This is a genomic window from Flavobacterium sp. PLA-1-15, assembly GCF_049060005.1.
In the GTDB taxonomy this organism is placed as follows: Bacteria; Bacteroidota; Bacteroidia; order Flavobacteriales; family Flavobacteriaceae; genus Flavobacterium.
Genome location: NZ_JBMGQS010000001.1, coordinates 147,582 through 172,242 on the forward strand (window position 1 = coordinate 147,582; position 24,661 = coordinate 172,242).

At 37.0% G+C, this 24,661-nt stretch carries 27 protein-coding genes; 9 read left to right on the forward strand and 18 right to left on the reverse strand.

Annotated features, from left to right (window positions below; genetic code table 11):
- The first annotated feature begins 11 nt into the window (after positions 1-11).
- Positions 12-515, forward strand: coding sequence for a hypothetical protein (locus tag ACI6PS_RS00640; RefSeq protein WP_421010605.1), 504 nt, complete (start codon positions 12-14; stop codon positions 513-515).
- Between the two features lie 88 nt (positions 516-603).
- Here ACI6PS_RS00640 and ACI6PS_RS00645 read toward each other — a convergent pair whose 3' ends face one another.
- Positions 604-1,056, reverse strand: coding sequence for a ferritin-like domain-containing protein (locus ACI6PS_RS00645; RefSeq protein WP_421010606.1), 453 nt, complete (start codon positions 1,054-1,056; stop codon positions 604-606).
- A 415-nt stretch (positions 1,057-1,471) separates the two neighbouring features.
- Between ACI6PS_RS00645 and ACI6PS_RS00650 the strand changes: the two genes are divergently transcribed.
- Together ACI6PS_RS00650 and ygiD are read left to right on the forward strand one after the other, a co-directional pair.
- Complete coding sequence (locus tag ACI6PS_RS00650; protein WP_421010607.1) at positions 1,472-2,323, forward strand: S1 RNA-binding domain-containing protein; 852 nt, start codon at positions 1,472-1,474, stop codon at positions 2,321-2,323.
- Between the two features lie 164 nt (positions 2,324-2,487).
- Complete coding sequence (gene ygiD, locus ACI6PS_RS00655) at positions 2,488-3,321, forward strand: 4,5-DOPA dioxygenase extradiol (protein WP_421010608.1); 834 nt, start codon at positions 2,488-2,490, stop codon at positions 3,319-3,321.
- Between the two features lie 79 nt (positions 3,322-3,400).
- Here ygiD and dnaN read toward each other — a convergent pair whose 3' ends face one another.
- The 6 genes from dnaN to ACI6PS_RS00685 form a co-directional block, all read right to left on the reverse strand.
- Positions 3,401-4,519, reverse strand: coding sequence for a DNA polymerase III subunit beta (dnaN, locus tag ACI6PS_RS00660; RefSeq protein ID WP_421010609.1), 1,119 nt, complete (start codon positions 4,517-4,519; stop codon positions 3,401-3,403).
- 249 nt (positions 4,520-4,768) lie between these two features.
- Positions 4,769-6,433, reverse strand: a complete 1,665-nt coding sequence (gene gldG, locus ACI6PS_RS00665; RefSeq protein ID WP_421010610.1) for a gliding motility-associated ABC transporter substrate-binding protein GldG — start codon at positions 6,431-6,433, stop codon at positions 4,769-4,771.
- Complete coding sequence (gene gldF, locus ACI6PS_RS00670; RefSeq protein ID WP_421010611.1) at positions 6,433-7,158, reverse strand: gliding motility-associated ABC transporter permease subunit GldF; 726 nt, start codon at positions 7,156-7,158, stop codon at positions 6,433-6,435. The genes gldG and gldF overlap by 1 nt, the downstream gene beginning before the upstream one ends.
- Positions 7,158-7,988, reverse strand: a complete 831-nt coding sequence (locus ACI6PS_RS00675; RefSeq protein ID WP_421010612.1) for a class I SAM-dependent methyltransferase — start codon at positions 7,986-7,988, stop codon at positions 7,158-7,160. Before ACI6PS_RS00675 ends, gldF begins: the two co-directional genes overlap by 1 nt.
- A gap of 15 nt (positions 7,989-8,003) precedes the next feature.
- Positions 8,004-8,300, reverse strand: a complete 297-nt coding sequence (locus ACI6PS_RS00680; RefSeq protein WP_421010613.1) for a putative quinol monooxygenase — start codon at positions 8,298-8,300, stop codon at positions 8,004-8,006.
- Positions 8,301-8,419: 119 nt separating this feature from the next.
- Positions 8,420-9,268 (reverse strand): SAM hydrolase/SAM-dependent halogenase family protein, encoded by an 849-nt coding sequence (locus tag ACI6PS_RS00685; protein ID WP_421010614.1) that lies wholly within the window; start codon positions 9,266-9,268, stop codon positions 8,420-8,422.
- A gap of 149 nt (positions 9,269-9,417) precedes the next feature.
- Here ACI6PS_RS00685 and ACI6PS_RS00690 point away from each other — a divergent pair, with 149 nt between their 5' ends.
- The 4 genes from ACI6PS_RS00690 (at position 9,418) to ACI6PS_RS00705 (ending at position 12,620) form a co-directional block, all read left to right on the forward strand.
- Entirely contained in the window at positions 9,418-10,368 is a 951-nt protein-coding gene (locus tag ACI6PS_RS00690; protein ID WP_421010615.1) for a PhoH family protein, read from the forward strand.
- Between the two features lie 313 nt (positions 10,369-10,681).
- Complete coding sequence (locus ACI6PS_RS00695; protein ID WP_421010616.1) at positions 10,682-11,650, forward strand: phosphoribosylaminoimidazolesuccinocarboxamide synthase; 969 nt, start codon at positions 10,682-10,684, stop codon at positions 11,648-11,650.
- Between the two features lie 196 nt (positions 11,651-11,846).
- The gene (locus ACI6PS_RS00700; RefSeq protein ID WP_421010617.1) at positions 11,847-12,209 is read left to right on the forward strand and encodes a hypothetical protein; all 363 of its coding nucleotides are present in this window, start codon (positions 11,847-11,849) and stop codon (positions 12,207-12,209) included.
- 51 nt (positions 12,210-12,260) lie between these two features.
- A complete protein-coding gene (locus ACI6PS_RS00705) occupies positions 12,261-12,620 on the forward strand; it encodes an ankyrin repeat domain-containing protein (RefSeq protein WP_421010618.1) in 360 nt (119 codons plus the stop codon).
- A gap of 48 nt (positions 12,621-12,668) precedes the next feature.
- Here ACI6PS_RS00705 and ACI6PS_RS00710 read toward each other — a convergent pair whose 3' ends face one another.
- From ACI6PS_RS00710 to ACI6PS_RS00745, 8 genes are all read right to left on the reverse strand, one after another.
- Positions 12,669-14,018 (reverse strand): DEAD/DEAH box helicase, encoded by a 1,350-nt coding sequence (locus ACI6PS_RS00710; protein ID WP_421010619.1) that lies wholly within the window; start codon positions 14,016-14,018, stop codon positions 12,669-12,671.
- A gap of 84 nt (positions 14,019-14,102) precedes the next feature.
- On the reverse strand, positions 14,103-14,474 hold the full coding sequence (locus tag ACI6PS_RS00715; RefSeq protein ID WP_421010620.1) for a response regulator transcription factor: 372 nt from the start codon (positions 14,472-14,474) through the stop codon (positions 14,103-14,105).
- A gap of 11 nt (positions 14,475-14,485) precedes the next feature.
- On the reverse strand, positions 14,486-16,624 hold the full coding sequence (locus ACI6PS_RS00720; RefSeq protein ID WP_421010621.1) for a DUF4838 domain-containing protein: 2,139 nt from the start codon (positions 16,622-16,624) through the stop codon (positions 14,486-14,488).
- 53 nt (positions 16,625-16,677) lie between these two features.
- Positions 16,678-17,937 carry a YaiO family outer membrane beta-barrel protein gene (locus tag ACI6PS_RS00725; protein WP_421010622.1) on the reverse strand — a complete coding sequence of 420 codons (1,260 nt, stop codon included), beginning with the start codon at positions 17,935-17,937 and terminating at the stop codon, positions 16,678-16,680.
- A 2-nt stretch (positions 17,938-17,939) separates the two neighbouring features.
- Positions 17,940-19,367, reverse strand: a complete 1,428-nt coding sequence (locus tag ACI6PS_RS00730) for a glycosyltransferase family 2 protein (protein ID WP_421010623.1) — start codon at positions 19,365-19,367, stop codon at positions 17,940-17,942.
- A complete protein-coding gene (locus tag ACI6PS_RS00735) occupies positions 19,364-20,425 on the reverse strand; it encodes a HEAT repeat domain-containing protein (protein WP_421010624.1) in 1,062 nt (353 codons plus the stop codon). Before ACI6PS_RS00735 ends, ACI6PS_RS00730 begins: the two co-directional genes overlap by 4 nt.
- Before the next feature lie 127 nt (positions 20,426-20,552).
- Positions 20,553-21,317: a TIGR02757 family protein gene (locus ACI6PS_RS00740; RefSeq protein ID WP_421010625.1), complete on the reverse strand. Its 765-nt coding sequence runs from the start codon at positions 21,315-21,317 to the stop codon at positions 20,553-20,555.
- A complete protein-coding gene (locus tag ACI6PS_RS00745; protein ID WP_421010626.1) occupies positions 21,314-21,979 on the reverse strand; it encodes an ABC transporter ATP-binding protein in 666 nt (221 codons plus the stop codon). The genes ACI6PS_RS00740 and ACI6PS_RS00745 overlap by 4 nt, the downstream gene beginning before the upstream one ends.
- A 146-nt stretch (positions 21,980-22,125) precedes the next feature.
- Here ACI6PS_RS00745 and msrA point away from each other — a divergent pair, with 146 nt between their 5' ends.
- Positions 22,126-22,770, forward strand: a complete 645-nt coding sequence (gene msrA, locus ACI6PS_RS00750; RefSeq protein WP_421010627.1) for a peptide-methionine (S)-S-oxide reductase MsrA — start codon at positions 22,126-22,128, stop codon at positions 22,768-22,770.
- A gap of 44 nt (positions 22,771-22,814) precedes the next feature.
- Positions 22,815-23,111 (forward strand): hypothetical protein, encoded by a 297-nt coding sequence (locus ACI6PS_RS00755; RefSeq protein ID WP_421010628.1) that lies wholly within the window; start codon positions 22,815-22,817, stop codon positions 23,109-23,111.
- Positions 23,112-23,179: 68 nt separating this feature from the next.
- On the opposite strand, the gene ACI6PS_RS00760 is transcribed toward ACI6PS_RS00755, so the two are convergent.
- The 3 genes from ACI6PS_RS00760 to ACI6PS_RS00770 form a co-directional block, all read right to left on the reverse strand.
- The gene (locus ACI6PS_RS00760) at positions 23,180-23,497 is read right to left on the reverse strand and encodes a DUF6787 family protein (RefSeq protein ID WP_421010629.1); all 318 of its coding nucleotides are present in this window, start codon (positions 23,495-23,497) and stop codon (positions 23,180-23,182) included.
- A gap of 29 nt (positions 23,498-23,526) precedes the next feature.
- Positions 23,527-23,955, reverse strand: coding sequence for a DUF6146 family protein (locus tag ACI6PS_RS00765; protein WP_421010630.1), 429 nt, complete (start codon positions 23,953-23,955; stop codon positions 23,527-23,529).
- 119 nt (positions 23,956-24,074) lie between these two features.
- Positions 24,075-24,632 (reverse strand): hypothetical protein, encoded by a 558-nt coding sequence (locus ACI6PS_RS00770; protein ID WP_421010631.1) that lies wholly within the window; start codon positions 24,630-24,632, stop codon positions 24,075-24,077.
- Positions 24,633-24,661 lie beyond the last annotated feature (29 nt).

The window sequence follows — 24,661 nt, forward strand, 5'->3', positions numbered from 1 at the left end:
AAATAGATAAGATGAAAAAAATAGTGATGTTAGCAGTAGTAAGTTTGGTATTGGTCAACACGATCAACGCACAAACAGGTATAGAAACAAAAACGGTAGGCCCATCGGCAGTACTGGAATTTGCTACAGGAACCACCAAGGGAATTATTCTTCCTGCGGTAGAAACACTACCTGCAACCCCAGAAAATGGAACCTTTTTATTTGATCGAAACGATAGCAAGGTCAAGATGCGTCAAAATGGTGTATGGGTTGAGTTATCGGGTACAGGCAGCAATAGCAACCTGATACCTTACAGCGGTTCGGTAGATAATGCCAAGAAAACAGTAATTGGTGCCAGAGAAAGTGCAGCTGAAGGCGTTTTGGTATTGGAGTCTGCAGACAAGGCCATGGTGTTGCCCCATGTCGCCAATCCGCATCTTAACGTAAAGAGTCCTGTTGCAGGTATGATGTGCTATGACACTGTACGAAAAGCGGTAGCTGTTTTTGACGGTACGGTTTGGAATTATTGGAAGTGAAAAACAAAATGCATAGAATTAAAAAATCCTCCTTAGACAAGGAGGATTTTTTGTTGATTGATCTGTTGCAACCACTAAATACAAAAATTTAGTTATTTGCCTGATCGCGCAATGCCTTCACTCTGTCGTGATCAGCACGCAATTTAGCCTGTTGGCTCTGAATCAACATTACTTGCTCCGATGACAAATCTGCTCTATTTTCAAGCACTGTTTCGTAGGCCTCCAATGCCTTGTCTTCTCCAAATTCACATGAGTCCAGGATAATACCACGGTTGTTTCCCGTTAGTGCCGCCTTCACATCCATCCAAACTCTAAAAAACTTTCCTGTGATACGAGTACCTTCTTCCACGTTGCCGCCTAAGCGAATTACCTCGGCGCGAAGTTCAGAAAGATTGTCAAAGCTCGTTACTTTCAACGTTGCAAATAGTCTTTGCAAATCAGTGTCGTTTGTTTCCTTTGCCGCCGTTTCATAACCTTCAATTCTGTCGTTGTTGATCTCGATTAAATTGTTTAATGCTGCAACTTGCTTGCTGTTTTCCATAGTATTAAATTTTTTATTTCAAATTTCGAGTTTTAATACTCGGAGGTTTTATGTTATTTCGTTTTTGTTTTATGGGATATAAGATATTTTAGTAAAACCACAACATTTCAATCTCAGCTAGTAGAATTCGACATTTAAAAAATTGAAATGCCTTTACTGGAATCGAAACGTCGCTACTGTAATTGAAATTCTAAAAAGTAAATCTAAAACATCGTTTCTAGAACTAAAATGCCATTACTGGAATTGAAACCCTAAAAAGTAAATCTAAAATGTCGTTACTGAAATTAAATACCGTTAGTATGACTAAAACCCAAATAGTATAATTCCAATTATGTTTTGAATCCTTAAATCTTTAATTCTTTAAATCTTTCACTCCCATTATTCGTACCTTTGGCACTTTGAAAATAGCATTATAATGATTGAAATAGGAAAATACAACACCCTTACCATATTAAGAGACACCAAAGTAGGTTTGTTTTTGGGCAATGAAGAAAAAGATCCCGAAGGCATCCACGACATCCTTTTGCCCAACAAATACGTTCCACACGATTTTAGAATCGGCGATGAACTGACTGTTTTTGTCTATCTTGACCACGAGGAACGTCCCGTTGCCACCACATTAGAACCTTATATCTTGTTGAATGAATTTGCACTTTTGCGTGTGAATTATACCAACCAAGTCGGTGCCTTTATGGATTGGGGAATGGAAAAGGACATCCTCGTTCCGTTCAAGGAGCAAGCCCGCCCGATGGAAAAAGGAAAGCGTTATCTGGTTTATCTCTATATGGATGAAAAAACCAATCGTTTGGTGGCTTCCAGCAAAACGAATCAGTTTCTAAACAACGAAAACCTAACGGTCGAAAGAGGCGAGGAGGTCGATTTGATTGTTTCGCACATTACCGAAATCGGCATCAACGTCATCATCAACGAGCAGCATAAAGGTTTGTTGTATAAAGATGAGGTGTATGACGATTCCATCCGAACAGGCGACAGAATGAGAGGCTATATCAAAACCATCCGCCCCGATAACAAGATAGATGTCTCTTTAGAAAAAATCGGCTATGAAAGAATCGAACCCAATGCTGAAAAAATCCTAAATGAGCTTCGTGCAAGCCGTGGTTTCCTTCGTTTGAATGACAACAGCCACCCCGAAGACATCAAAACCGTACTTCAAATGAGCAAAAAAACCTTTAAGAAAGCCATTGGTGCTTTGTATAAAGATAAATTGATTGAGATCAAAGAAGATGGGATTTATTTGGTGAATTGAGAATATAGCCTAGAAAAATAGAAAAGACGCTTTCATTTTGAAGGCGTTTTTTTATGGCATTTATTTAACTTTTCCGATTTAATAAATGCTTACATTTGTATATACAAATATAATATGATTTGGAACGAAAGGATTTTATCAAAACCATAATAGGAGGAGTCACCATGGCATCACTACACCCATTTTATAATTGGACCAAAAGTCTGAACGAGGAAGACGAAAAACACCCAGTATTGTTTATAGGACACGGCTCGCCGATGAACGGAATAGAAGACAATGAGTTTTCGCAAACCTGGGCAAAATTTGGCAAGGAAATTCCAAAACCAAAGGCAGTGTTGGTCATATCAGCACATTGGCTGACTAGAGGAACCCATATCACGGCCATGCCCAACCCAAAAACCATACACGATTTTGGAGGTTTTCCGCAACAACTTTTTGACGTGCAATATCCCGCACCCGGAAGTCCGGATTTGGCCGAAGCCACTTCTAAATTAATCACTTCTACGGATGTAGGCCTCGATCATGATTGGGGATTGGACCACGGCACTTGGACAGTCGTAAGACACATGTACCCAAATGCCGACATTCCTGTTTTGCAATTGAGCATTGATTACAGCAAGCCACCCCAATATCATTTTGAGTTGGCAAAACAATTAAAGGATTTAAGAAAGAAAGGAGTCTTGATTATCGGCTCAGGGAATATGGTACACAACCTCAGAATGATTGCCTGGGACAAGATGCAGGAAGCGAATTATGGTTTTGATTGGGCCATCGAGATGAACTCCATCTTCAAGGAAAAAATCGGCAACAGCGACTTCAAAGCTTTGATTGATTATGAGAAATTAGGAGCTGGAGCAAAACTGGCCATTCCAACGCCTGACCATTATTATCCGTTGCTTTATGCGATGGCTCTGCAGGATTCCGAAGACGATATCAGTTTCTTCAATGACAAGATGGTAGGAGGTTCCTTGAACATGACTTCTGTCAAGTGGGGGTAATGATGTAAAGCAAAAAAACCGTCTCGTAATAAACAAGACGGTTTTTAAATATAAAAAATGGTTGGTTGATTAGCGAATCTTAGTTGTTCAACATTACCGGCATTACCAGCATGGTAACGGTTTCTCCATCTTCAAGTCCGTCAACAGGCGTCAAGATACCTGCTCTGTTAGGCAAAGACATTTCCAATTGAATTTCATCCGATTGAAGGTTGGTTAACATTTCGGTAAGGAAACGCGAGTTGAAGCCAATTTGCATGTCGTCTCCTTGATAGTCACAAGTCAGACGCTCTTCTGCTTTGTTTGAGTAATCGATATCTTCTGCAGAAATATTCAATTCTGCACCCGCAATTTTCAAACGGATTTGGTGTGTAGTCTTGTTAGAGAAAATCGCAACACGACGAACAGAACTCAAGAATTGAGTACGGCTGATCAATAATTTGTTTGGATTTTCCTTTGGAATTACCGCTTCGTAGTTAGGGTATTTTCCATCAATCAAACGACACATCAAGATATAATTATCGAATGAAAAAGTAGCATTCGAATCGTTGTATTCAATTTTAACTTCCGCATCCGAAGCACCTAAAATACTCTTCAAGATATTCAAAGGCTTTTTAGGCATAATGAAATCGGCAACCTGAGACGCTTTCACATCTGTTCTTGCGTATTTTACCAATTTATGAGCATCCGTTGCAACGAAAGTCAATCCTTCTGGAGAAAATTGGAAGAAAACACCTGACATTACCGGACGTAAATCATCATTTCCGGCAGCGAATATCGTTTTACTCACGGCAGTTGCCAAAACATCAGCAGGAACCAAAGTAGTAGATGGATCGTCAAGGCTAACTGATTTTGGGAATTCTTCTCCTGGAGCATACGCCAAGGCATATTTACCAGAATTAGAGCTGATTTCTATAGTATTGTTGTCTTCAACCGTAAAAGTAAGAGGCTGTTCTGGGAATGTTTTAAGGATTTCCAAAAGCAACTTAGCAGGAACGGCAACGCTTCCGGTACTTGTAGAATCAATTTCAAGTGTAGCAGACATCGTTGTTTCCAAATCCGATGCCGAAACAGTCAGCAAATTATTGTCTAATTCAAAAAGGAAATTATCTAGGATAGGCAAGGTGTTGTTGCTGTTGATAACACTTCCCAATACCTGTAATTGTTTTAATAAGTACGAACTCGATACTATAAACTTCATTGTCATTTTTTTTAAATCAAACACTTTTTGTGGAGTGTATTGTTTTTATGTTCCACAAATATATCTTAAAGAATCAAATATCGGAAACAAATTTATTAACATTTAGATTTAATTAAAAATTAAAAATTTTGAATTAAAAATAAGTAGATTTAATTGCTTAAATTTCAAAAACTTAAATGTGAAGTTTAGAAAAATTTTTTCTTCGCAGAATTAGCTTTGTTATTTGTCTTTTGTCTTTTGAAATTTCCCCTAGCTGTATTTCTTTTTTCTTAAAAAAGTAAAGACAAAACCAAAAATACCAAGAATCACTATTGGTAATCCGACAGTTATAATTTGTGAAAACGTATATTTATCAGCCACTTTTTTGTCGTCTAGCAAAGGCAATTCGATGTTCTTGCTTCGGATGTTGATAAGTCCTTTATCGTCTAAAAGATAATTTACGCAGTTCATCAAGAAATCCTTGTTGCCATAAACCTGCTGTGTCCATTGGTCCAAGCCATTTACGAGCGGTTTTTTGTTTACCGAATTATAGTTTACAATATCACCATCGGCAATTACAATCATTTTGTTTGCAACGCCTTCATCTGCAGGCTTTGCGATTGCAAAAGGCTTCACTCTGTTTTTAAAAGCGGAAGTAAAGTTACCTTCCAGCAAAGCTCCTGTGATTTGATTTCCGTTTGTAAAAACAGATTCGTCTAATTCCTGCATAAATTGATTCAAGCCCACCAAAACAGGCGCTCCAACCACTCTTGATTGAGGTGAACTTTTCAATAAAACCGTCTTTTTGATGTTATTTTTTAAGGTGTCAATCTGGTTGGCAAATTCCAATTTCACGAGATTTACATTCTTATTAATCGGATGATTTTCTTCTGATTTGATAATCGGAGAATACAGCCAATCAATAGGAAAATCGGCACCTTCGGCAGATTTTGCTGTAATTGGAGTAGATAATAAATCCTGAACCAATCGTGTATTTATTCGAACACCATACTTAAAAAACATATCGTCCAGATTTAAATCAATTGGTGTCGCCAAGCTTACTTGTTCCGGATTTTGTAAATGCTCCAAGTCGATGTTCACTTGATCGATAAGCCAGATGACTTTTCCACCACCCATTATGTATTGGTCCAAAATGTATTTTTCTTCGTCTGAAAAAGCTTCGGTAGGTTTCGCTACGATTGTGGCTTCAAAACGTTTTAGGTTTTCAAGTGTTTTAGGCAAATCGCCCTTTAGAGAATCCAAATTGAATTCGCCCAAGGCGTAATATTCTTTTGTGCTTATCAGAAAATCTGCCAGATATTTGTCGTTAATTTCTCCATTCCCTTTCAGGATGGCAATTTTTTTCTTTTCAATTGTGGTCAGTTTTGTAATCGCATCTGTGAAAGCAAATTCCAAAAGTTGGACCGATTGATTGATGTTTTGATCAGGATTATTGCCGAAATTATTGACCAATAGCGGTACTATAACGGATTTCTCTCCAATGTTGGCAATTGCCCAAGGAAAAACAGGCGTAAGTGATTTTTTTCCTTTTACATTCTGGTTGATATTGGTTGGAGTCATTCCGTAGCCCATCAATTCGGCCATGTATTGCTCAGAAGTTGAAGCATCCGCCAAGGGATCATTAAATCTAAAAATGATATTTTGATTATAGGCTCTAAATTCTTCTAAAATCTGTCGTGTTTCACTTTGCAAGCGTTTGAATTGAGCAGGAAATTCACCTTCTAAAAAAATATCGATGATGAGTGGTTCTTTTACATTTTTTAGGATGTTAAGCGTCGTTTCAGACAAAGTATACCGGTTATCTGATGTAAGATCGAAACGTTTAAAAAATTGATTTCCAACGATGTTTAAGATGACAATGATTACAATGGTAATCAGCAGTTTCTTGATGTTATTCTTTGTATAGCTGGTCATTACGATTTCAAAGATTTAAGTTTAAAAACAGTAAACGATAGAAACAAAACCGTTACACTTACAAAATAAACAATGTCCCTCGTATCCAATACACCACGGCTCATGCTCTTGAAATGGCTGTCCATTCCAAATGATGAAATGATGTTTTCGATACTTGTCAGATAACCCGCCAAACCTTCAAATCCAAAGTAGAAAAAGAAGCAGAGGAAAACCGAAAGAATAAATGCTACAATTTGATTATCCGAAAGGGTAGAAGTGAAAATTCCGATGGCAGTATAAGCCGAAATCAAAAATAACAGTCCAAAATAAGAACCCAGAGTGCTTCCTAAATCGATATTGCCTTCTGGCAATCCCAAACCATAAATAACCCAAACGTAAATCAAGGTTGGAATGATTGCAATAACAATTAACAACAAAGCTCCAAAAAACTTTCCGTTCACTATCTGCCAGATTGTGACTGGTTTAGTCAAGAGTAATTCAAGTGTTCCTTGTTTCTTTTCATCTGAAAAGCTTCGCATGGTTACTGCCGGAATCAGGAAAATCAAGATCCATGGAGCCAAGGTGAAAAACGGACTCAAATCGGCAAAACCGCTGTTTAAAATATTAAAATCGCCTTCAAAAACCCAAAGGAACAATCCGTTGAGCAGAAGAAAAATGGCAATCACCAGATAGCCTATCGGTGAACCGAAAAAGGATTTTATTTCTCGTAGTAAAATTGATTTCATTAAATTTTCTTAATAATTAAAATATCCTGATGTTCGTTTAGAATTCCGGGTTGTGCGCCAGACCAGTTGCCTCTGATGAAATCGGTTACCTCAAAACCATTTTCAGCAAACAAATTTAAGATGTATTCCTTTTGAAAGCCAACATTAGCTTCTTTTACAGCCTTATCCATCAACGAATAGTTGCCAAATTTATGCGGAAAATTTTTGTGTCCGTTTTTCGACATCGAATTTTCGCATTCTTCATCTAGAATAAAAAAAGTGGCGAAACATTTTTTGTCTTTCTTCAAAACCCTGTGGATTTCCTTTACATAATTTTCCAAATCATCTGGCATCATGTGGGTAAAAACAGAGGTCAGGAAAACAAAGTCAAAAGTATCATTTTGATAAGGAAATTTCAAATCTGATGCGACCTCTTCTGTACTTAAATTGTATAAATCATTCTTTAAGGGAATCAACCTAAAATTGAAATTCGGGAATTTCTTTGCGATATTGTTGTTGCACCAATCCACACCCGATTTAACGATGTCAAAACCTTCAAACCTGCCTTTTTCAGAAAGGAATTTGGTAAACGGAACGGCCATTCTTCCAATACCCGAACCGATATCCAAAATGGAATCGTCAGGAGTCAACTCTCCATAATTTTTAAAATATCCGAAGAATTGTTTTCCGATTTCTATATAATTTCCGGCGCCTGTAAAAATCATTCCTTTCGGTGGCATCAAGGGATGTCTTTTTGTAAACAAATCTTGCGGTAAATAGGCAATTCGCCGTGCCACATAACGGAAGTTTACGGGTAAAGAATAAAAAGCTTTACGCAGAATTATATTCATTTTTAATTTTTAAAATTAGTTCAAGCTGGCCAATTTGTCTACACTCCAAGCTTCGGGTTTGTCATTAAAAAACTGTTTCGTATACGTCCAGATATCATTAAATAGTTCCGATTTCCTATAGTTTTCCAAATCTTCTTCAGTTTCCCAATAACTGTAAGTGAAAAAAATACTCTTGTTGTTCTTGTCCTGATACAATTCTAAGAAACGGTTTCCGGGTGCATTTCGTATCTTTTCCTTCATCAATTCGAAATTTTCCAGAAATGCAGGAATCTTGTCTTCGTGAAAACTCAATTTTACTATTCGTACAAACATTTATTTTAATTATGAATTATGAATTATGAATTATGAATTATGAATTATGAATTATGAATTTCCAAAACTAAAGCACTCATTTATAAATCAAATTTCTAGCTTCTAACTTACAACTTCTCTTATTTCCCAAAAACAACCGTCACTTCATCCCTGTAATACAAACCCAGCAAACTCGAGGCGCTTCCTACAGAATTAGGATTGCTTCGGAAAATGGCAATTTCAAGATAACCCGCTTCGTTGAAGATGGCTAATTTTTGTCCTTCGAAATTCTTAACAGCGTATTTGTCCGAAATGGCAATATCCGAATATTTTGGCCATATATTTTTTAAAGTCGTTTTGTTTCGTTTCAAGCCATTGTTGATCTCGATTTCGTAAGGACGGCCTTTGGCTGTTTCCATAAAAATACTCTTGGAAATATTGATGATAACATTCCCAAAATGATCGATGTAAATCACATGCCCTTTGATGGAATTTCCGTCGGAGGCAATTACAGGTTGAATTTCGGTAACTTCTTTCATTGCGTTGATTTCCTTGCCAATAACATTCAGTAAACCGCCTTTTGCCAAATGACACGCAACGGTTACAAATACATCCAAATCAGTAGCATCAGAAGGCAATCGGTCGTGGATATTGATGGTGACAATTTTCTGTGGAATGATTTTCTGTGTAAGCATACTTAGAATACCATTATCGGCACAAATAAAAAAATGACCGTTCCATTCAATCGCCAAATGCTGGGTTTCCTTGTTTCGTTCCAAATCGACACCAATAAGATGCACAGTACCTTTTGGAAAACTCAAATAACCGGCCCCCACAACATAACTTGCTTCTACTGTGTTGAATGGATCGATATCGTGCGAAAGATCGATAATTTGCGCCTCTTCAAATTCAGATAAAATCTTACCCTTCAAAGCACCCACAAAGTGGTCTTTCAGTCCGTAATCGGTAGTAAGGGTAATTATTGACATAAATTTGTTTATAACTAATGGCGCAACGGTCGCCTAATTTTATTAAATTTGAGAAACGCAAAGCTAAAGTATTTTCGGCTTTAAAGAAATATAAATTTTTATTTGTAGTAACAAACTCACTCAAACATTAACCCTAAAAAAATCTGCTTTTGAACGAGAGAACGATCGAACTTATAGACATTGCACCGAAAGATTTTTGGGGTGCTCAAGATTCTCATCTTGAAACAATTAAAAAATACTATCCAAAATTGAAAATCGTTGCCCGAGGGACAACAATCAAGGCATTTGGAGAGAAAGAAGTGCTCGACGAATTTGAAAACCGCTTCCAGCGCTTGATGTTGCATTTTTCGAGATACAATAATATAGACGATAACGTCATCGAAAGGGTAATAGAAGGAGGAAGCCAGCAAGTGGAGCGAATGGGCGACCACGACAAGATTCTCGTTCACGGTGTTGGCGGAAAAATCATCAAGGCGATGACACCCAACCAGCAACTACTCGTAGATACCGTCAATAAAAACGATATGGTTTTTGCCGTTGGTCCAGCTGGAACTGGAAAAACCTATACAGGTGTGGCTATGGCTGTGAAAGCCTTGAAAGAAAAACAAGTAAAACGCATTATTCTAACACGTCCTGCCGTTGAAGCGGGTGAAAATCTAGGTTTTCTTCCGGGAGATATGAAGGAAAAATTAGATCCGTATATGCAACCGCTTTACGACGCCTTGCGCGATATGCTTCCCAACGAAAAACTAGAAGATTATATCCTAAAAGGAATCATCCAGATTGCACCATTGGCGTTTATGCGTGGTAGAACTTTGGACAATGCCTTTGTAATCCTCGATGAAGCTCAAAACACAACGCATTCCCAAATGAAAATGTTCCTGACGCGTATGGGTAAAAACGCCAAGTTTATGATCACCGGCGATCCAGGACAGGTTGATTTGCCTCGAAGAACAATTTCGGGTTTAAAAGAAGCGATTTTGGTTCTGAAAGATGTAGAAGGCATCGGAATCATTTATCTCGACGACAAGGACATTGTTCGCCATCGATTGGTAAAAAAGGTGATTGATGCTTACAAACAGATTGAAAATCACGATTAAAATATAAAAGATAGTTTTAGTTTTTACATTTGGAGCGAAAGGCTTGGGAAGAGAATAAACCATTTTCCCGCTTTTCGCTTCAATCTTTTTTATCTCGTTAAAAAAACGAGATAAAAAAGGATTTTCACTACTCCCGAAGCTTCGGGACGGGGCTATTAGGAAAATATAATGTCTCCTCAAAATGATAAAATCCAAAAAAAATTAAATCTTTTAAAATCTGTGAATCTGTGGCAAATAAATACCCCAGCTTGGTGAAACTCTCTGAAATAATTTTAAATTTGTGCTTCCTAAACACAACACAACAACACACCTAATGAGCAACACGATCACCACTACAAATTTTAATTTTCCCAATCAAAAATCGGTCTACAGAGGAAAAGTACGCGAAGTCTATAATATCAACGACGAACTATTGGTTATGGTAGCCACGGACAGGCTTTCGGCATTTGATGTCGTGATGCCAAAAGGAATTCCCTATAAAGGACAAATCCTGAACCAAATCGCTACACGTTTTATGGAAATGACAGGAAACCTCGTTCCAAACTGGCTTATCGCGACTCCAGATCCAAACGTAGCAGTTGGTCATTTATGTGAGCCTTTCAAGGTAGAAATGGTCATCCGAGGCTATCTTTCGGGACATGCCGCAAGAGAATACAAAGCAGGCAGAAGAACGCTTTGTGGTGTTACAATGCCTGAAGGTTTGAAAGAAAATGATAAATTTCCAGAGCCCATCATAACGCCAACCACAAAGGCAGATAATGGCAAGCATGATGAAGATATTTCACGTGAAGAAATCTTGTCAAAGGGAATTGTTTCGGAGGAAGATTATATCGTTTTGGAAAATTATACCCGCGTTTTATACAACAAAGGAACCGAAATTGCTTCCGACAGAGGTTTGATTTTAGTGGATACCAAATATGAATTCGGAAAAACAAAAGACGGTAAGATTGTCCTGATTGATGAAATCCACACACCAGATTCTTCGCGTTATTTCTACAAAGATGGTTACGAAGAAAGACAGGAAAGAGGCGAGGAGCAAAAGCAACTTTCAAAGGAATTTGTGCGTCAATGGTTGATTGCGAATGGCTTTCAAGGCAAAGAAGGACAACAAATTCCAGACATGACACCTGAATACATCGAAACTGTTTCGGAGCGTTACATTGAATTGTATGAAAAGATTCTAGGCGAGCAATTTGTAAAGGCAGACATTTCAAACATCAACGAAAGAATCCAGAATAATGTGGTTCAGTTTCTTGAAAATTATAATAAAAGAGAATCATAATTTTTTTATATCTGTTAAAATTTAAATTTATATTTCTTAAAATTATTTCTAAAACCGCCTAAATCAGGCGGTTTTTTGTTTTGTGGATTTTTTTAAAATGTTAAAATATATTTTTAATCAATTGATGCTGTAACAAATACTATCGACCTCCGTCTTACTTGTATAATCATCAATCAATCATTTTAAATCAATCATCATGAAATCAATCACCCTTATCGCGTTGGCATTAGTAGCTTTTACTAACGTAACATTAGCTTCAACTTCTGAATCAAAAGCTAATCATTATTTAACTTCAATTGAAAATAATCAAAACAATTCTGAAGTAATTTTATCAAAATTTAAAAAGGTAAAAGAAGAGGCAGGACAATTAAGTGCTGATGTTGAAAATCTTAAGCATACCCAAACAATCGACGAAGTTATTGCTCAAGATTTAAAAGTTATCGAAAGTAATCCATTCGAAACTGAATTTTCAGAAATTGAAAATTTAAAACGTCAGAAAACAATTGACGAAATCATTACAGAAGACATGCAGGTAATCGAAGGAAATGTCTCATTGTAATTCAATCAAGTAATTTAATCAAATAATCAATAATCATTAAAATCAATCATCATGAAAAAATCAATCGTTTATTTAAGTTTGGCACTTGCGCTTTCTGTTAATGCATTTGCAGGAGATTTTACTCCAACCTTTTATGCATCGTCTAATCCACTTTGTGTAGCAATCAGCAAGGGAGATGCTGCAACTGCAAAGAAAATTATCGAATATGGTGCGGATGTGAATGCAACCTACAATGGAATGACACCATTAATGGTGGCTGCACGTTACAACAGCGTAGAAATGCTTACAGTTTTACTTGAAAAAGGAGCAAACATTAAAACAAAGGATGAAAAAGGAAATACTGCTTTAAAACATGCGGAAATGTCTAACGCAAAAGATGCAGTAGATTTCTTGAAATCGTACAAGAAATAAGAAAATTTAATTTGAGTTAGTTTAAAAGATAAAAGGTAAACCAAAAGTTTACTTTTTATCTTTTCTTTTTTTATCCCTGGTCTTCAACATGTTTCGGTTGACAGAGCCTGAAGTTTTCTTCTTGGTTTTGGAAGGCCCACCAAGATTAACTTTTTTATTCTTTTTAGCCTTTTCGTGGAAAGCACCATCACCTTCAAGCTTCACTTTTTTCATTAAGAACTTTATAGGCTGTTTGTCTTTTTCAGGACCTATCAATAGAGTAGAAACTTCAACTTCTTCAGGGAAGTTTTCTACATCCAATTCGGTGTTCATCAACAATTCCACTTCAATTTTGAATTCTTCTTCGCGTGGCGTAAAGAAACTGATAGCCGTTCCGGTTGCATCAGCACGACCCGTTCTACCAATCCTATGCATATACAATTCAGGAAGTTCGGGCATTTCAAAGTTAATGACATGTGAGATATTCGAAATATCCAAACCTCTCGCCATGATATCGGTTGTGATGATACCGCGAAGATTTCCTTCTTGGAATGTAGCCATCGTGTTCAGACGATAATTTTGCGACTTATTGGAGTGGATTACTCCAAATTGCCCTTCAAATTCGGCTTCAATTCGTTCATGAAGCATGTCTGAAATCTTTTTATTGTTCACAAAAACCAAGATGCGTTCCATCGAATCATCTGTTCTTAAAAGATGTTTCAACAGGTTTATTTTGGTATTGAAATTCGGAACGTTATAGGTAATCTGCTTGATGTTTTCCAAAGGAGTTCCTGATTCGGCCAACGTTACTTCTTCTGGAAAATCAAAATAATCGTTTAAAACGGCATCCACTTCATCAGTCATTGTGGCCGAAAACAAGATGTTTTGACGCTTGTTTTTCATCATAGCTAAAATGGAAGTCAATTGAGGACGGAAACCAAGGTTCAGCATCTCATCGAATTCATCGATGACTAATTTTTGGGTTTCATCGAATCGAACAACAGCATCCAATGCCAAATCCATCACACGCCCAGGAGTTCCAACTAAGATGTCAATCCCTTCGTAAACGGCTTTTTTCTGTGTATTGATGTTGACACCGCCATAGATTCCTAAAGTCTTAACCGACATATATTTGGTCAGTTTTTCAACCTCTTCCACAACTTGTACCACAAGTTCACGAGTAGGAACCAAGACTACAATTTTTGGAGTATTGGTGTGGGTGAATTTATATAGTTTTAGTAAGGGTAAAAGATAGGCAAAGGTTTTACCAGTACCCGTTTGGGCAATTCCCATCATGTCGCGACCGGACATGATTACCGAAAAAGATTTTTCCTGAATTGGAGTAGGAGTAATAAACCCTAATTCGTCAATTGCTTTTTGTACGGATTTCGGAAGATTGAATTGCTCAAAAGTAGTCATTTGCCTTAATTTTTTGCAAATATACGTTTTTTGAAAGGAAACCGCCGATTATAACAGTTTAAAGCAGATTTTGAAATAAAATGGTTATTTGTTTAAAAGTCTTTTTACCCTTAGGACCAATTCGTTAGGATTGAAAGGTTTTGCCACAAAATCATCCGCCCCCAGTTTGAATGCCTCCACAACTGTACGCTCTTCTTCGCCTAAAGCCGATAAAACGATCACGGGCATCGTAGGATATTTGTCTTTTATAAAATTAATTACCTCTAAGCCAGATTTGTAGGGTAGCATGACATCAGTCAAAACCATATCAGGTTCGATGGTTGGAATTCTTTCAATTGCATTCAATCCATCTTTGGCAATCGTAAGCTGATAGCCTTCTTTTTTTAGGACAAACTGAAGAATCTTAATCATCAGATCATCATCTTCTACTATTAAAATTTTTTTCTGATCGCTCATAGGGGTAGCAATTACTTTTTTTGAAGTTCAATTTCATCAATCATAACCATTGATTTCTTGAATTTTCTCTTTCTCCATGAAGGCAATTCCGCCTGATTTTGAATCAAGAGTTTTACGTGCGTAAACTTACTAAAACTTTTATTAAGAAAGCTAAAACTAATGATATTGTTGTTGTATCTTTCTTTTATCTCCGATAAATAGCGCTCTTCTACAATCTCCCATTGATCTTCTGATCTTCCAAGCAATGTAATCTTTTGTGGCAAGAAAACCCAATGCCTCTGATCCTCCAAGAAACTAATACGGATTGTATTAAAATCCAGATGATTGGTTGTGATTTCTATTTCAGGATCATTTCCGTACCATCCCATCCAATTGATATTAAAGTCTTTATGTCCGCGGTTTCCATCGACAAGGCCATAGCTTCCTTTTCCTTTAAATTCTTCTGCTGGCTCGGTCAATAGATTGACTTCTAAATTTTCGCCTAAATGTGTGGAGGTGTTTTTTGCAATTTCAATCCAATTTTCTAAATATTTGTCTGGCAAGATTCCTTCTTCTCCCAATTCATAAATGCCAAAGCTGTTGCATTGCTGTACAAACCTTTCTACTCTTTCTGTAAGCCCTTTTCGGATTTCTTTTTGTCTTTTCTTATTGACGACAAACATTCCATGAGTATCTTTCCCATAAAATTTGGATTGTTCAAAATAAACATATTCCAATGCGAGACGGAGTTTTGAAACCCGTAGCCTTAGTTGCGGATTATCTTTTACGGCATTTTCTGCTTCTGCGATCAATTGGTCGTATTGATCCATTGCTTCGGGCGTTAGGAAAGTATTCCTGCTTTGAACTGGGCCTGAATAAATATCCAAAAATTGGTTGAATTTCTGTTGGTTTTCCGCCAGTAAATTGATATATTTTTTAATTGACGGTGCCGCCTTTCCATAAAAACCCCTCAAGAAATCATTGGTGACCTCTTCAATATCTACACCCGGGTCCCAGAGTAATTTGGCCAGAAGATATTGCCGCAGTTCCGAAAAATCTCCTGGAACATCGGCATAGCCTTGTACAAACAAGCCTTTTACATTTTTTTCCTTGAACAGTTTATAATTTTCCGAAAAGGTATGGATATTTGGAAAAGGCGATAAATAATTGGAAAACTGGACCGTGTAATCCCATAGATACAAATTAGGATTAGCCTTGCTCCAGTCTTCCAGTGTATTGGAAAAGGCATTATTGTCTTTTAAAAGGGGGCCCCGATTCAATGCAATAGGAGAGAAGATTGTGTAAATATTGGGTTCAATCTTAAAACCAACGGGTGGATTGTAAGTATGGAGATAGGCCAGAGTGGTAAACTTTGTCTCAGGGAATTTCTGCGCAATCTTATTCAAAAAATAATATAGAGAAGCTTGAGGACCACCAAAAGCAACGTTTGTTTTCTTGCATTCGTTGCACTCGCAATAAATTACATCGTCGTTCTGACTGATAGAATAAAATTGCGCGTCCGGAGCTTTCTTGATAATGCTATTTATATTTTTGGAAACTAAATCAATAACCGTGTCGTTGGTCATGCACAAGGACTCAGCCCGTCTTTTCCCCTCATACAGGGCAAAAAAATCAGGATGGGTTTCAAAATAATCCTTTGGAGGCAAAAGCCTGTCGAACGAATGTCCCCAAATGCCAAAATCATTGATGTGCCAATCCAATTTATGCCAATCCCGAAAATCTTCATCAAAAGCATCGGGATAAAAAAGTGCCCGATATTCAAAAGAAGGCAAGTGAACTTGCCTGCTTTTTTTCGGAAAAGAAAGCAAAGCAATTTCCGGAGCATATTCTACAGTTGCTGTAAATTTTCTGAAACCCCAATATTCCAGTAAAGTATATACGCCATAACGCAATAATTTTTCGTTTGGCGCAATTATGTAAATGTTTTGCTCATTGCTTTCAATCAGAAAACCATTTTTAGTTTTCAGTTCTGGATCAATTTCTAAATAGATCGAAGCATTTCTTTTTTCGTCTTTCTGTAAAATTTCAATGGGAGCATTGATGATCTTGTCCAAATAGGATTTTAGAATCTGTCCGGCCCTATTGGAATTTTCGGCGCAAACAATACTACTTGCACTATTACCAATAATTATTTCAGACTGTGCCATCATTTTGAAGCTTAAAAGAAACAGAAAAATATATTGGAAACTCTTGCAGTACATTTTTAGAATTTATATTGGAACATCAAAGATAGTTCCAATTCATTCTGTTTCAATCCAGGCGTGTATTCCTGGTTGTTGTAAGTAGCTTGAATTCCTGTGATGTAATGGTCTCCAAAAAGTCTATAGTAGCCACCGCCAATTCGGTAAGAATCTAAAGCAACCCTTTGGTCAAATTGTCCTAAAGTTGTTCGTTCGTCAGGCGATGTTCCATAACCGGCAATTATTGTTGCATAATCAAAACGGGTGTCAAAATAATAGCGAGTTGTTAATGTAAAAGCAGGATAAAAGTCACTTTTCTCGGTTTGAAGGTAGGTTCTTAGGTTAATCCAATACGGACCAATGTATTTTCCAATTCCAATGACACCTGTTTTAAATTCACGGTCTTCGGCTTTTGTGAATCGAAACCCCAAATCAGCTTCCCAGCCTTTCTTAAAGTTTTGAAAATAAGAATAACCGGCTCTTATTTTTGGAAAAACAATATCGTCACTGTAGGCAAAACCGAGATAGGAATAACTCATTTTTCCTGTAAAAATATACGACTCGGCTTCATATTGGACACCGTTTGCAATGCTTTCGTCAAAAGCAAATCGGTCGGCATAGCTGATCCTTCCGATCAACGAACCCCAGCTTCTTTCGCGAATGTATTGAACGCTTCCTAAATGCCAAGGTCCATAGTTGTCCCTGTCGAATGTAGTGTAGCTGTAGTTTACACCAACCCTGTCAGAATTGATTTTCGATTCCAAGAAAAAAAGGCGTTGTCTCAATTCCTCTTCATTTGGAAATTCAGCATCAATGGTTTTCAGGTACTGGTATTCTTCTTTTTCCTCATTTTTAGTCAATAGAACATTCCATTTCTTTAACTTGAAATATTTTTTTTCAGGATGGATTGCGATTGCCTTGTTGACAAGCGTTTCGGCCTCTGCATATTTCTTCTCTTCCAGATTTAGATTTATAAGGTATAAAAAGGCATCTTCATAAGCCGAATTTTTCTCAATTACATAGTTGAAATAATACCTTGCGCTGTCATTTTGCCTAGTCAATTGATGGATTCTTCCGGCCAATAAATAGAAATCAATATAATCAGGAGTAAGCTTTATTCCTTGATGCACTTTTTTCAATCCACTTTCATATTGATTGTTTCGTACATCACCCAGAGCGCTGACCAAAAGGCTGTCAACATCTACTTTTTGGCCAACAGCCGAATAATTTAAACCTATTGTAAAAACAATCAGAAAGTATGTTCTAACGGCAAAATTCTTCATAGTTATTTTTTTTTGGTGGTATTAAATCCCTGCCTTTGCATGTTTCCCCAAGCCTGTTCCTTCTGTCTAAAAAAGTGCCAATAGCCTTTTAAAGAAGCATATACATTTACCGGATGATAAAGAATCGGTTCTATAATTGCCATAACAAGTAAAATTAATATTTCCTTGACGTTGGCGTAATTCTTGTACAAAAGATCATCCAATACGATTGAAATTACCGTTATGGTCAGGTAAAACATATAGACAAGGAACGTGAGATAAAAAAAGAATTCATAGTTGACGTCTACGAACAAGAAGCATAATATTAGAATGATAACGCCCAGAAGTTCGAGTATTGGCACCATAAACTCAAATGCAAAAAAGTAGGGCAATATAAGAAAACCTAACTTTCCATATTTCTTGTTGAAGAATAAATTCTTGTGTAAATATAACGTCTGTATTAATCCTCGTGCCCATCTGACACGTTGTCTTATAAGTATTTCTTTTGTAGCAGGAACTTCTGTCCAGCACAAGGATTCAGGAATGTATTTTATTGAAAACGGCAATTTGTTGTCATACATGTACTTTCGCATACGGGTGATGAGTTCCATATCTTCTCCCAAAGATTTGTGCCAATAACCACCAGCCGCAATTGCAATTTCCTTGTCAAACATACCCAAGCCTCCCGAAACGAGCAGCAAGCCATTGATTTGGCTCCAAGCCATCCTGCCAAAAAGGAATGCACGGACATATTCAAGCTCCTGAAATCTAGGATACCAACCGCTTGGAAAATGAACCTTCACTAAAAAACCATCCTTTACTTCGCAGGAATTAGAAATCCTGATACCTGCACCAGTGGCGATTACACGCTTCTTACTTTCCATGAACGGTTTGGCAAGTTTGATGATCGTATCACTTTTTAGGATGCAATCTACGTCGGTGCAAAGGAACAATGGATATTTTGAAGAATTGATTCCTGCATTGGAAGCATCTGCCTTACTTTTGCCGTTTTCCTTATCTACGACCAAAAGTTTGGAATATACAGGATTTGTTGATTTGTAATGTCCCCTGACTGGCTGCGTCACAATTTTTTCTTCATAAAAGAAATCAACCTTGACCATTTCAAATTCACGGATCAATTTTTCCAAAGTATCGTCGGTGCTTCCGTCGTTTACAATTACGACTTCAAATTTCGGATACGTTAATGAAAGCAAGGATTTTACGTTATAGACAACATTTGCACCTTCGTTGAATGCTGGAGCAACTACTGAAACGCCAGTGACATAATTGGATTTAGCAAGGATTTCATCGTGAATAAAATACCTCGCATTCATGTGCTTCTTGATTGCATAATAGGACAAAAAGGCCAGTATCATATAAAAGACAATATACGATACAGAAAAAAAAGCGATGAACATCTCGTAGTAATGTAGTATTTCTTTCAGTATCATATATAAGGATCTTTTACATGTCTTACCATAGCCATCACTTCAGGGCTATCCGTAAATGAACTTTCAAAATAATGGCCGTTGATGGCATTCAGGCTGTACACGGTTGCCAGCTTTACATCCACATCAGTTGTATCTATTAATAATTGCGAAAGGAAATTTTCGGCAACTTCTGTTCCAATTGCACCAAGGCTTGTGAGTATCTCAATCTTGTTTTTCTTGCTTTCCGATTTAAATTGTTGGATTAAAATCGTTTCCGCATCTTCAATATAGAGATTTCGGGTTGCCATAATAACTTCATTTCGAATCATTTCGGATTCAGATTTTAATAGTCGTATGATGTCTTCTTTACTGATTGAGAAATTATAGTAAACCATAAATTTCACACCCATTTTTACTATTGATGGATTTGGAGAATGTATCCAATCTTTCAAATTGCTAGGCATAGGAGGTTTCCTGGAATGCAGGATATCCATGATCTTTATTTCGCTTGTAAGCGAAAGTGTTTCCGGATAATCGATCAGGAAGTCCAATTTGTCAGATGCCAAAGCAATCAAGGCAATGTAGGCATTGGTTGATAAATTTTTATTCTTATGTTTCAAATAGGGCCTAACCGCTGGCTCGCCTTTGCTATATTGCAAAGCTTTAAAGTGGTAAATTCCAGCACTTTTTACATACCAAAGCGGATTATTAAGTAATTTGATGCTGAACCTGTAGAGTTCAAACTGCTCGTATATAAAATGCAAGTGATTGCTGCTTTCTCCTTTTAGATTCTGCTTTAGGTTGATGATTTCGCTTAAGATTATTTCCTTGCACCAGCTTTTTTCAAAAGGAATCTTCTTTTTAAAATTTTTTATTTTTTTTGCAAATTCATCTTCATCAAATGGTGAAAAAACCAATGATGTAAGGAACTTGTCTATTTTTGATTTAACGGATTTTATACGAAACTTATAAACTTCATAAATCATCCGGTTGACAACAAGTATGACAACCAAAGTTAAAAAAATCAATACCACAAGTGGTACCAAAATGTGAATTACTATATCAACAAAAACTTCCATCAAAGAATTGGGAGTAGCGGGGTTAAAAGCCTAGGCTTGCAACCTTGTTTTCAGTAGGTTTGCCTAAAACTTACCGCAAAGTAACAATTATTTTTTTTTGCTTTTATTCGTTTTTTTAAAATTAATATCAAAAATTTTCAAAAACACCAAGTCCAAACAATGCAAAGTCATATTTCACGGGGTCTTTTGCATCCAATTCCCGAAGTTTTGTGTCTAATTCTAATAAAGCTTTTGCATCATTTTGCTTTCGCGTAAGCAAACCTAACTTTCTGGCTACATTTCCAGAATGCACATCAAGCGGACAGGACAGTACCGAAGGCGATATGTTTTTCCAAATTCCCAAGTCAACTCCTTTGTTGTCTTGACGAATCATCCAACGCAGAAACATATTGATTCGCTTGGCAGCCGAGTTGTTCAATGGGTCCGAAATATGCTTTTGGGTGCGGTATTGGTGGTCAATTTCAAAGAAAATCTTCTTGAATTCGTGAATGCTTTTCTGCATTGAATTTTCCTGCTGATGTTTATGAAAAACATTTTCCAATCCACCGTGATTTTTGTAGATGTGCTGTAAACCTTTTATAAAACTGATAAAATCCTGGCCATTGAATGTCCTGTGAACAAAGTTTTGCAATTCTTCCAGCTGATAATCCTGATGCGACATCACAAAGTCATAAGGCGAATTTCCCATCAATTGAATCATTCTGTGCGAATTCTTGATGATCATTTTTCTATTTCCCCAAGCAATTGTGGCACTCAGAAAACCGGCAATTTCTATATCTTCTTTTACCGAAAAAAGATGCGGAATCTGTATCGGATCGCTTTCTATAAAGTTGGGATTGTTGTATAATTCGACCTTTTCGTCAAGGAAAAATTTTAATTCGTCTGCATTCATAAACCGCTGATCAAACCATCCACCATTACTAATTTTCGGTCGGCCATATTGGCAAATTCTTCATTATGCGTAACAATAACAAAGGTTTGGCCAAATTCTTCTCTAAGTTTAAAAAACAATTGGTGTAAATTTTCCGCCGAAACCGTATCCAGATTTCCCGAAGGTTCATCGGCAAAAATAATGGCTGGCTTGTTGATTAAGGATCTTGCAACTGCCACTCTTTGCTGTTCTCCGCCCGAAAGTTCGCCCGGTTTATGATTGATTCTGTGCGAGAGTCCCAAATATTCCAACAATCGTTTGGCTTCCGTTTCGGTTTCCGATTTGTTTTTTCCGGCAATGAAAGCAGGAATACAAACATTTTCCAAGGCAGTAAATTCGGGTAAAAGCTGATGAAACTGAAAAATAAAACCAAGGTTTAGATTGCGGAATCTTGACAACGCTTTGTCGTTCATCTTCAAGATGTTTTCACCATTGATGAGCAGTTCCGTTCCATTTTCAGAAGTTGGATGGTCCAACGTTCCAAGAATCTGCAACATCGTCGTTTTTCCGGCTCCCGAAGCTCCAACGATGGAAACAATTTCACCTTTTTTTATGTGTAAATCCACGCCTTTAAGAACGTGAAGCTTGTCGTAGTATTTATGGATGTTTTTTGCTTGTATCATTAAACAGACAGTTTTAGCAAAGAAACGAAGATTTTGAGGATTATAGAATCTTTGAAAACTAAACTTTCGTATATGCAGTAATAAAGTTTGGTTAAAACCAAATTGAAGTAGTTGATTTGTACCTAAATTTGATAAACAAAAAGTATATGAAAAACCTAATTGGGATTGTATTGATTTTGATGAGTGTTTCGTGTCAATCAAAGGAAAAAGAATTTCCTAAACCCGTTAAAGAACCCCTAAAAATGGAATTACAAAAAGATGTAGAAGTGGCCACTCTTGCCGGTGGATGTTTTTGGTGTACAGAAGCCGTGTTCTTGGAACTCGACGGTGTGAAAAGCGTTGTTTCGGGATATATTGGTGGAAAAAATGCCAACCCAACCTATGAAGAAGTTTCGCGTGGCGATACCGGTCATGCCGAAGCCACACAGATAACTTTCGACCCAAAGAAAATTTCGTTTGGAGAATTATTGGAGATTTATTTTGCTACACACGATCCAACAACCCTAAACCGTCAAGGTGCCGATGTAGGAACACAATACCGCAGTGAAGTTTTTTATCATAATGAAGCGCAAAAGAAAATCACCGAAGATTATATTGCTTTGATGACAGCTGAAGATACTTTCGGGAAGCCAATCGTGACCAAAGTTTCAAAAGCTCCCACTTTTTATCCAGCCGAAGATTACCACCAGAATTATTACAGCCGAAACCAAAACCAATCGTATTGTAGTTATGTGATTACGCCAAAAGTCAATAAAGTAAGGACGAAATTTCAGGATAAGCTGAAGAAATAATGTTGGCATTAGTTTTGCATAAGTGTTTGAAAAAAAATACAGTTATGAATAATCAAACAAATATAAAAGCGTTGGACGACAATAAATCGAGGGATTTGATTCTCGGTTTGCTTTTCGATGCCATCGGGATGATGTCGTTTTCGATTCCTTTAATCGGAGAATTTTCAGATGTCATTTGGGCACCCGTTTCCGGACTTCTGATGGTTTGGATGTATAAAGGCAGAGCTGGAAAAATAGGAGGGATGTTCTCTTTCTTGGAAGAGTTGATTCCATTTACGGATATTATTCCATCCTTTACACTGATGTGGATTTACAAGTATTTACTGAAAACTAAAGACTAGAATTAGTTAGAAATAGACCGCAAATTCGCAAATTTTTATTCTCAATTAATTTGCGAATTTGCGGTTTTTTATTGTTGTTTTTCTTTCGGTAAAAGAAACCCCAATCGCATACTTCTAATCATTCTTTTTCCAAATGGGAAGAAAAACTTCGACTGTCCGAAAAGATAGCCAAAACCCATCAGCATGAATGGATACAATGGCAAAACCAAAACAAAGAGGATAAAATAGTAAATAAACCAATGAGTGTTTTCGTAAGTGATGCCAATCAATCCCATCAAGAAGGAAGAGATTTTGGCCGATAACGAACCGTTTATAGCGAAGACGATAAAGATAATGACAAGATCAAAATTGGAAGAAATTCCCCAGCGTTGTTTAAGTTTATTCATACCAAATAAATATCGGTAAAAATACAATATTATATCCGAGCAGGAAAACCTCCCAGTTGAATATTATTGGTCAATTGAAAATAGGTTAGATAATTAAAAAGCAAATAATTCACTTCATAGCCATAATCAATATGATTGTCATAATTGATGGTCATTTCGAATAAATCCCTGTTTCGGATGCTTGAATTTACGTTGATGTTCCAATTGGTAACCCACGTTCTATTTCTTGTTTCCATATAATTTTGTGAATGAAAATTACGTGGTTGTGCTCTTGAAACAAGCCAACTGCTGAATCCCGGATCAATGATAATTATTTCATATTCCAGCTCATCGTTTGCGATTCTTACCGTATCATTCTTAGCAGCCGAAGTAACACCTTGATTCATGGAAGTATTTTTTGTTGAAGAGCAACTTATGATGAACAGACTGACGATTATAAAGGAGATAAAATTTTTCATGATTTTGAATTTTTACTAAAATTACAAATTATAATTTTTAGTGTCCATTTGATTATCATCGATTTAACAAAAAAAAAGCCGAACGTAATGTCCGGCTTTCTGCTATATTTTGAATTGAATTATTTACCAAAAAACTTCCCGAGCAAACCTCCCAGTCCGCCTTTTTTGTTCAAGGCTTCCATGGCATCGCCCATATCTACTTTTCCGTCGTTATTTTGGTCAAGGCCAAATTGTCCGCCATATTTTTGGATGGCATCCATCACGGCCGAATTTCCAGCACCGCCAGAAAGTGAATTCACAATATCTGAAATTTCAAAACTCTTATCGTTTGGGTTTTTGGCTTTTCCAATTAGCGAACCTAAAACCTTTGGAATCAAACTTCCTGCAACTCCAGAAGCATCACTGCTGCTCAAACCAAATTTCTGACCTAAATTCCCAGATAATTGTTCTGTTAATTGTTGCACCACAGGATTTGACGATGAACCTGCGTTGTTGCCGTTAAATAATTCACCAATTTTATCGGCTCCGCCTTCTGAAATAATCTTTTGAAGGCCTGAGAAGATGGAGGTACTTGCCTCATCCATAACGCCTTCGTTTAACTCATTCGGAACTGCTTTATTGTTCACAACAGCTTCGTTTCCGAACTGCTTCACTAAATCTGATAATTGTTCTAGCATATTTTTTTGTTTTTGATTTTAACAAAACT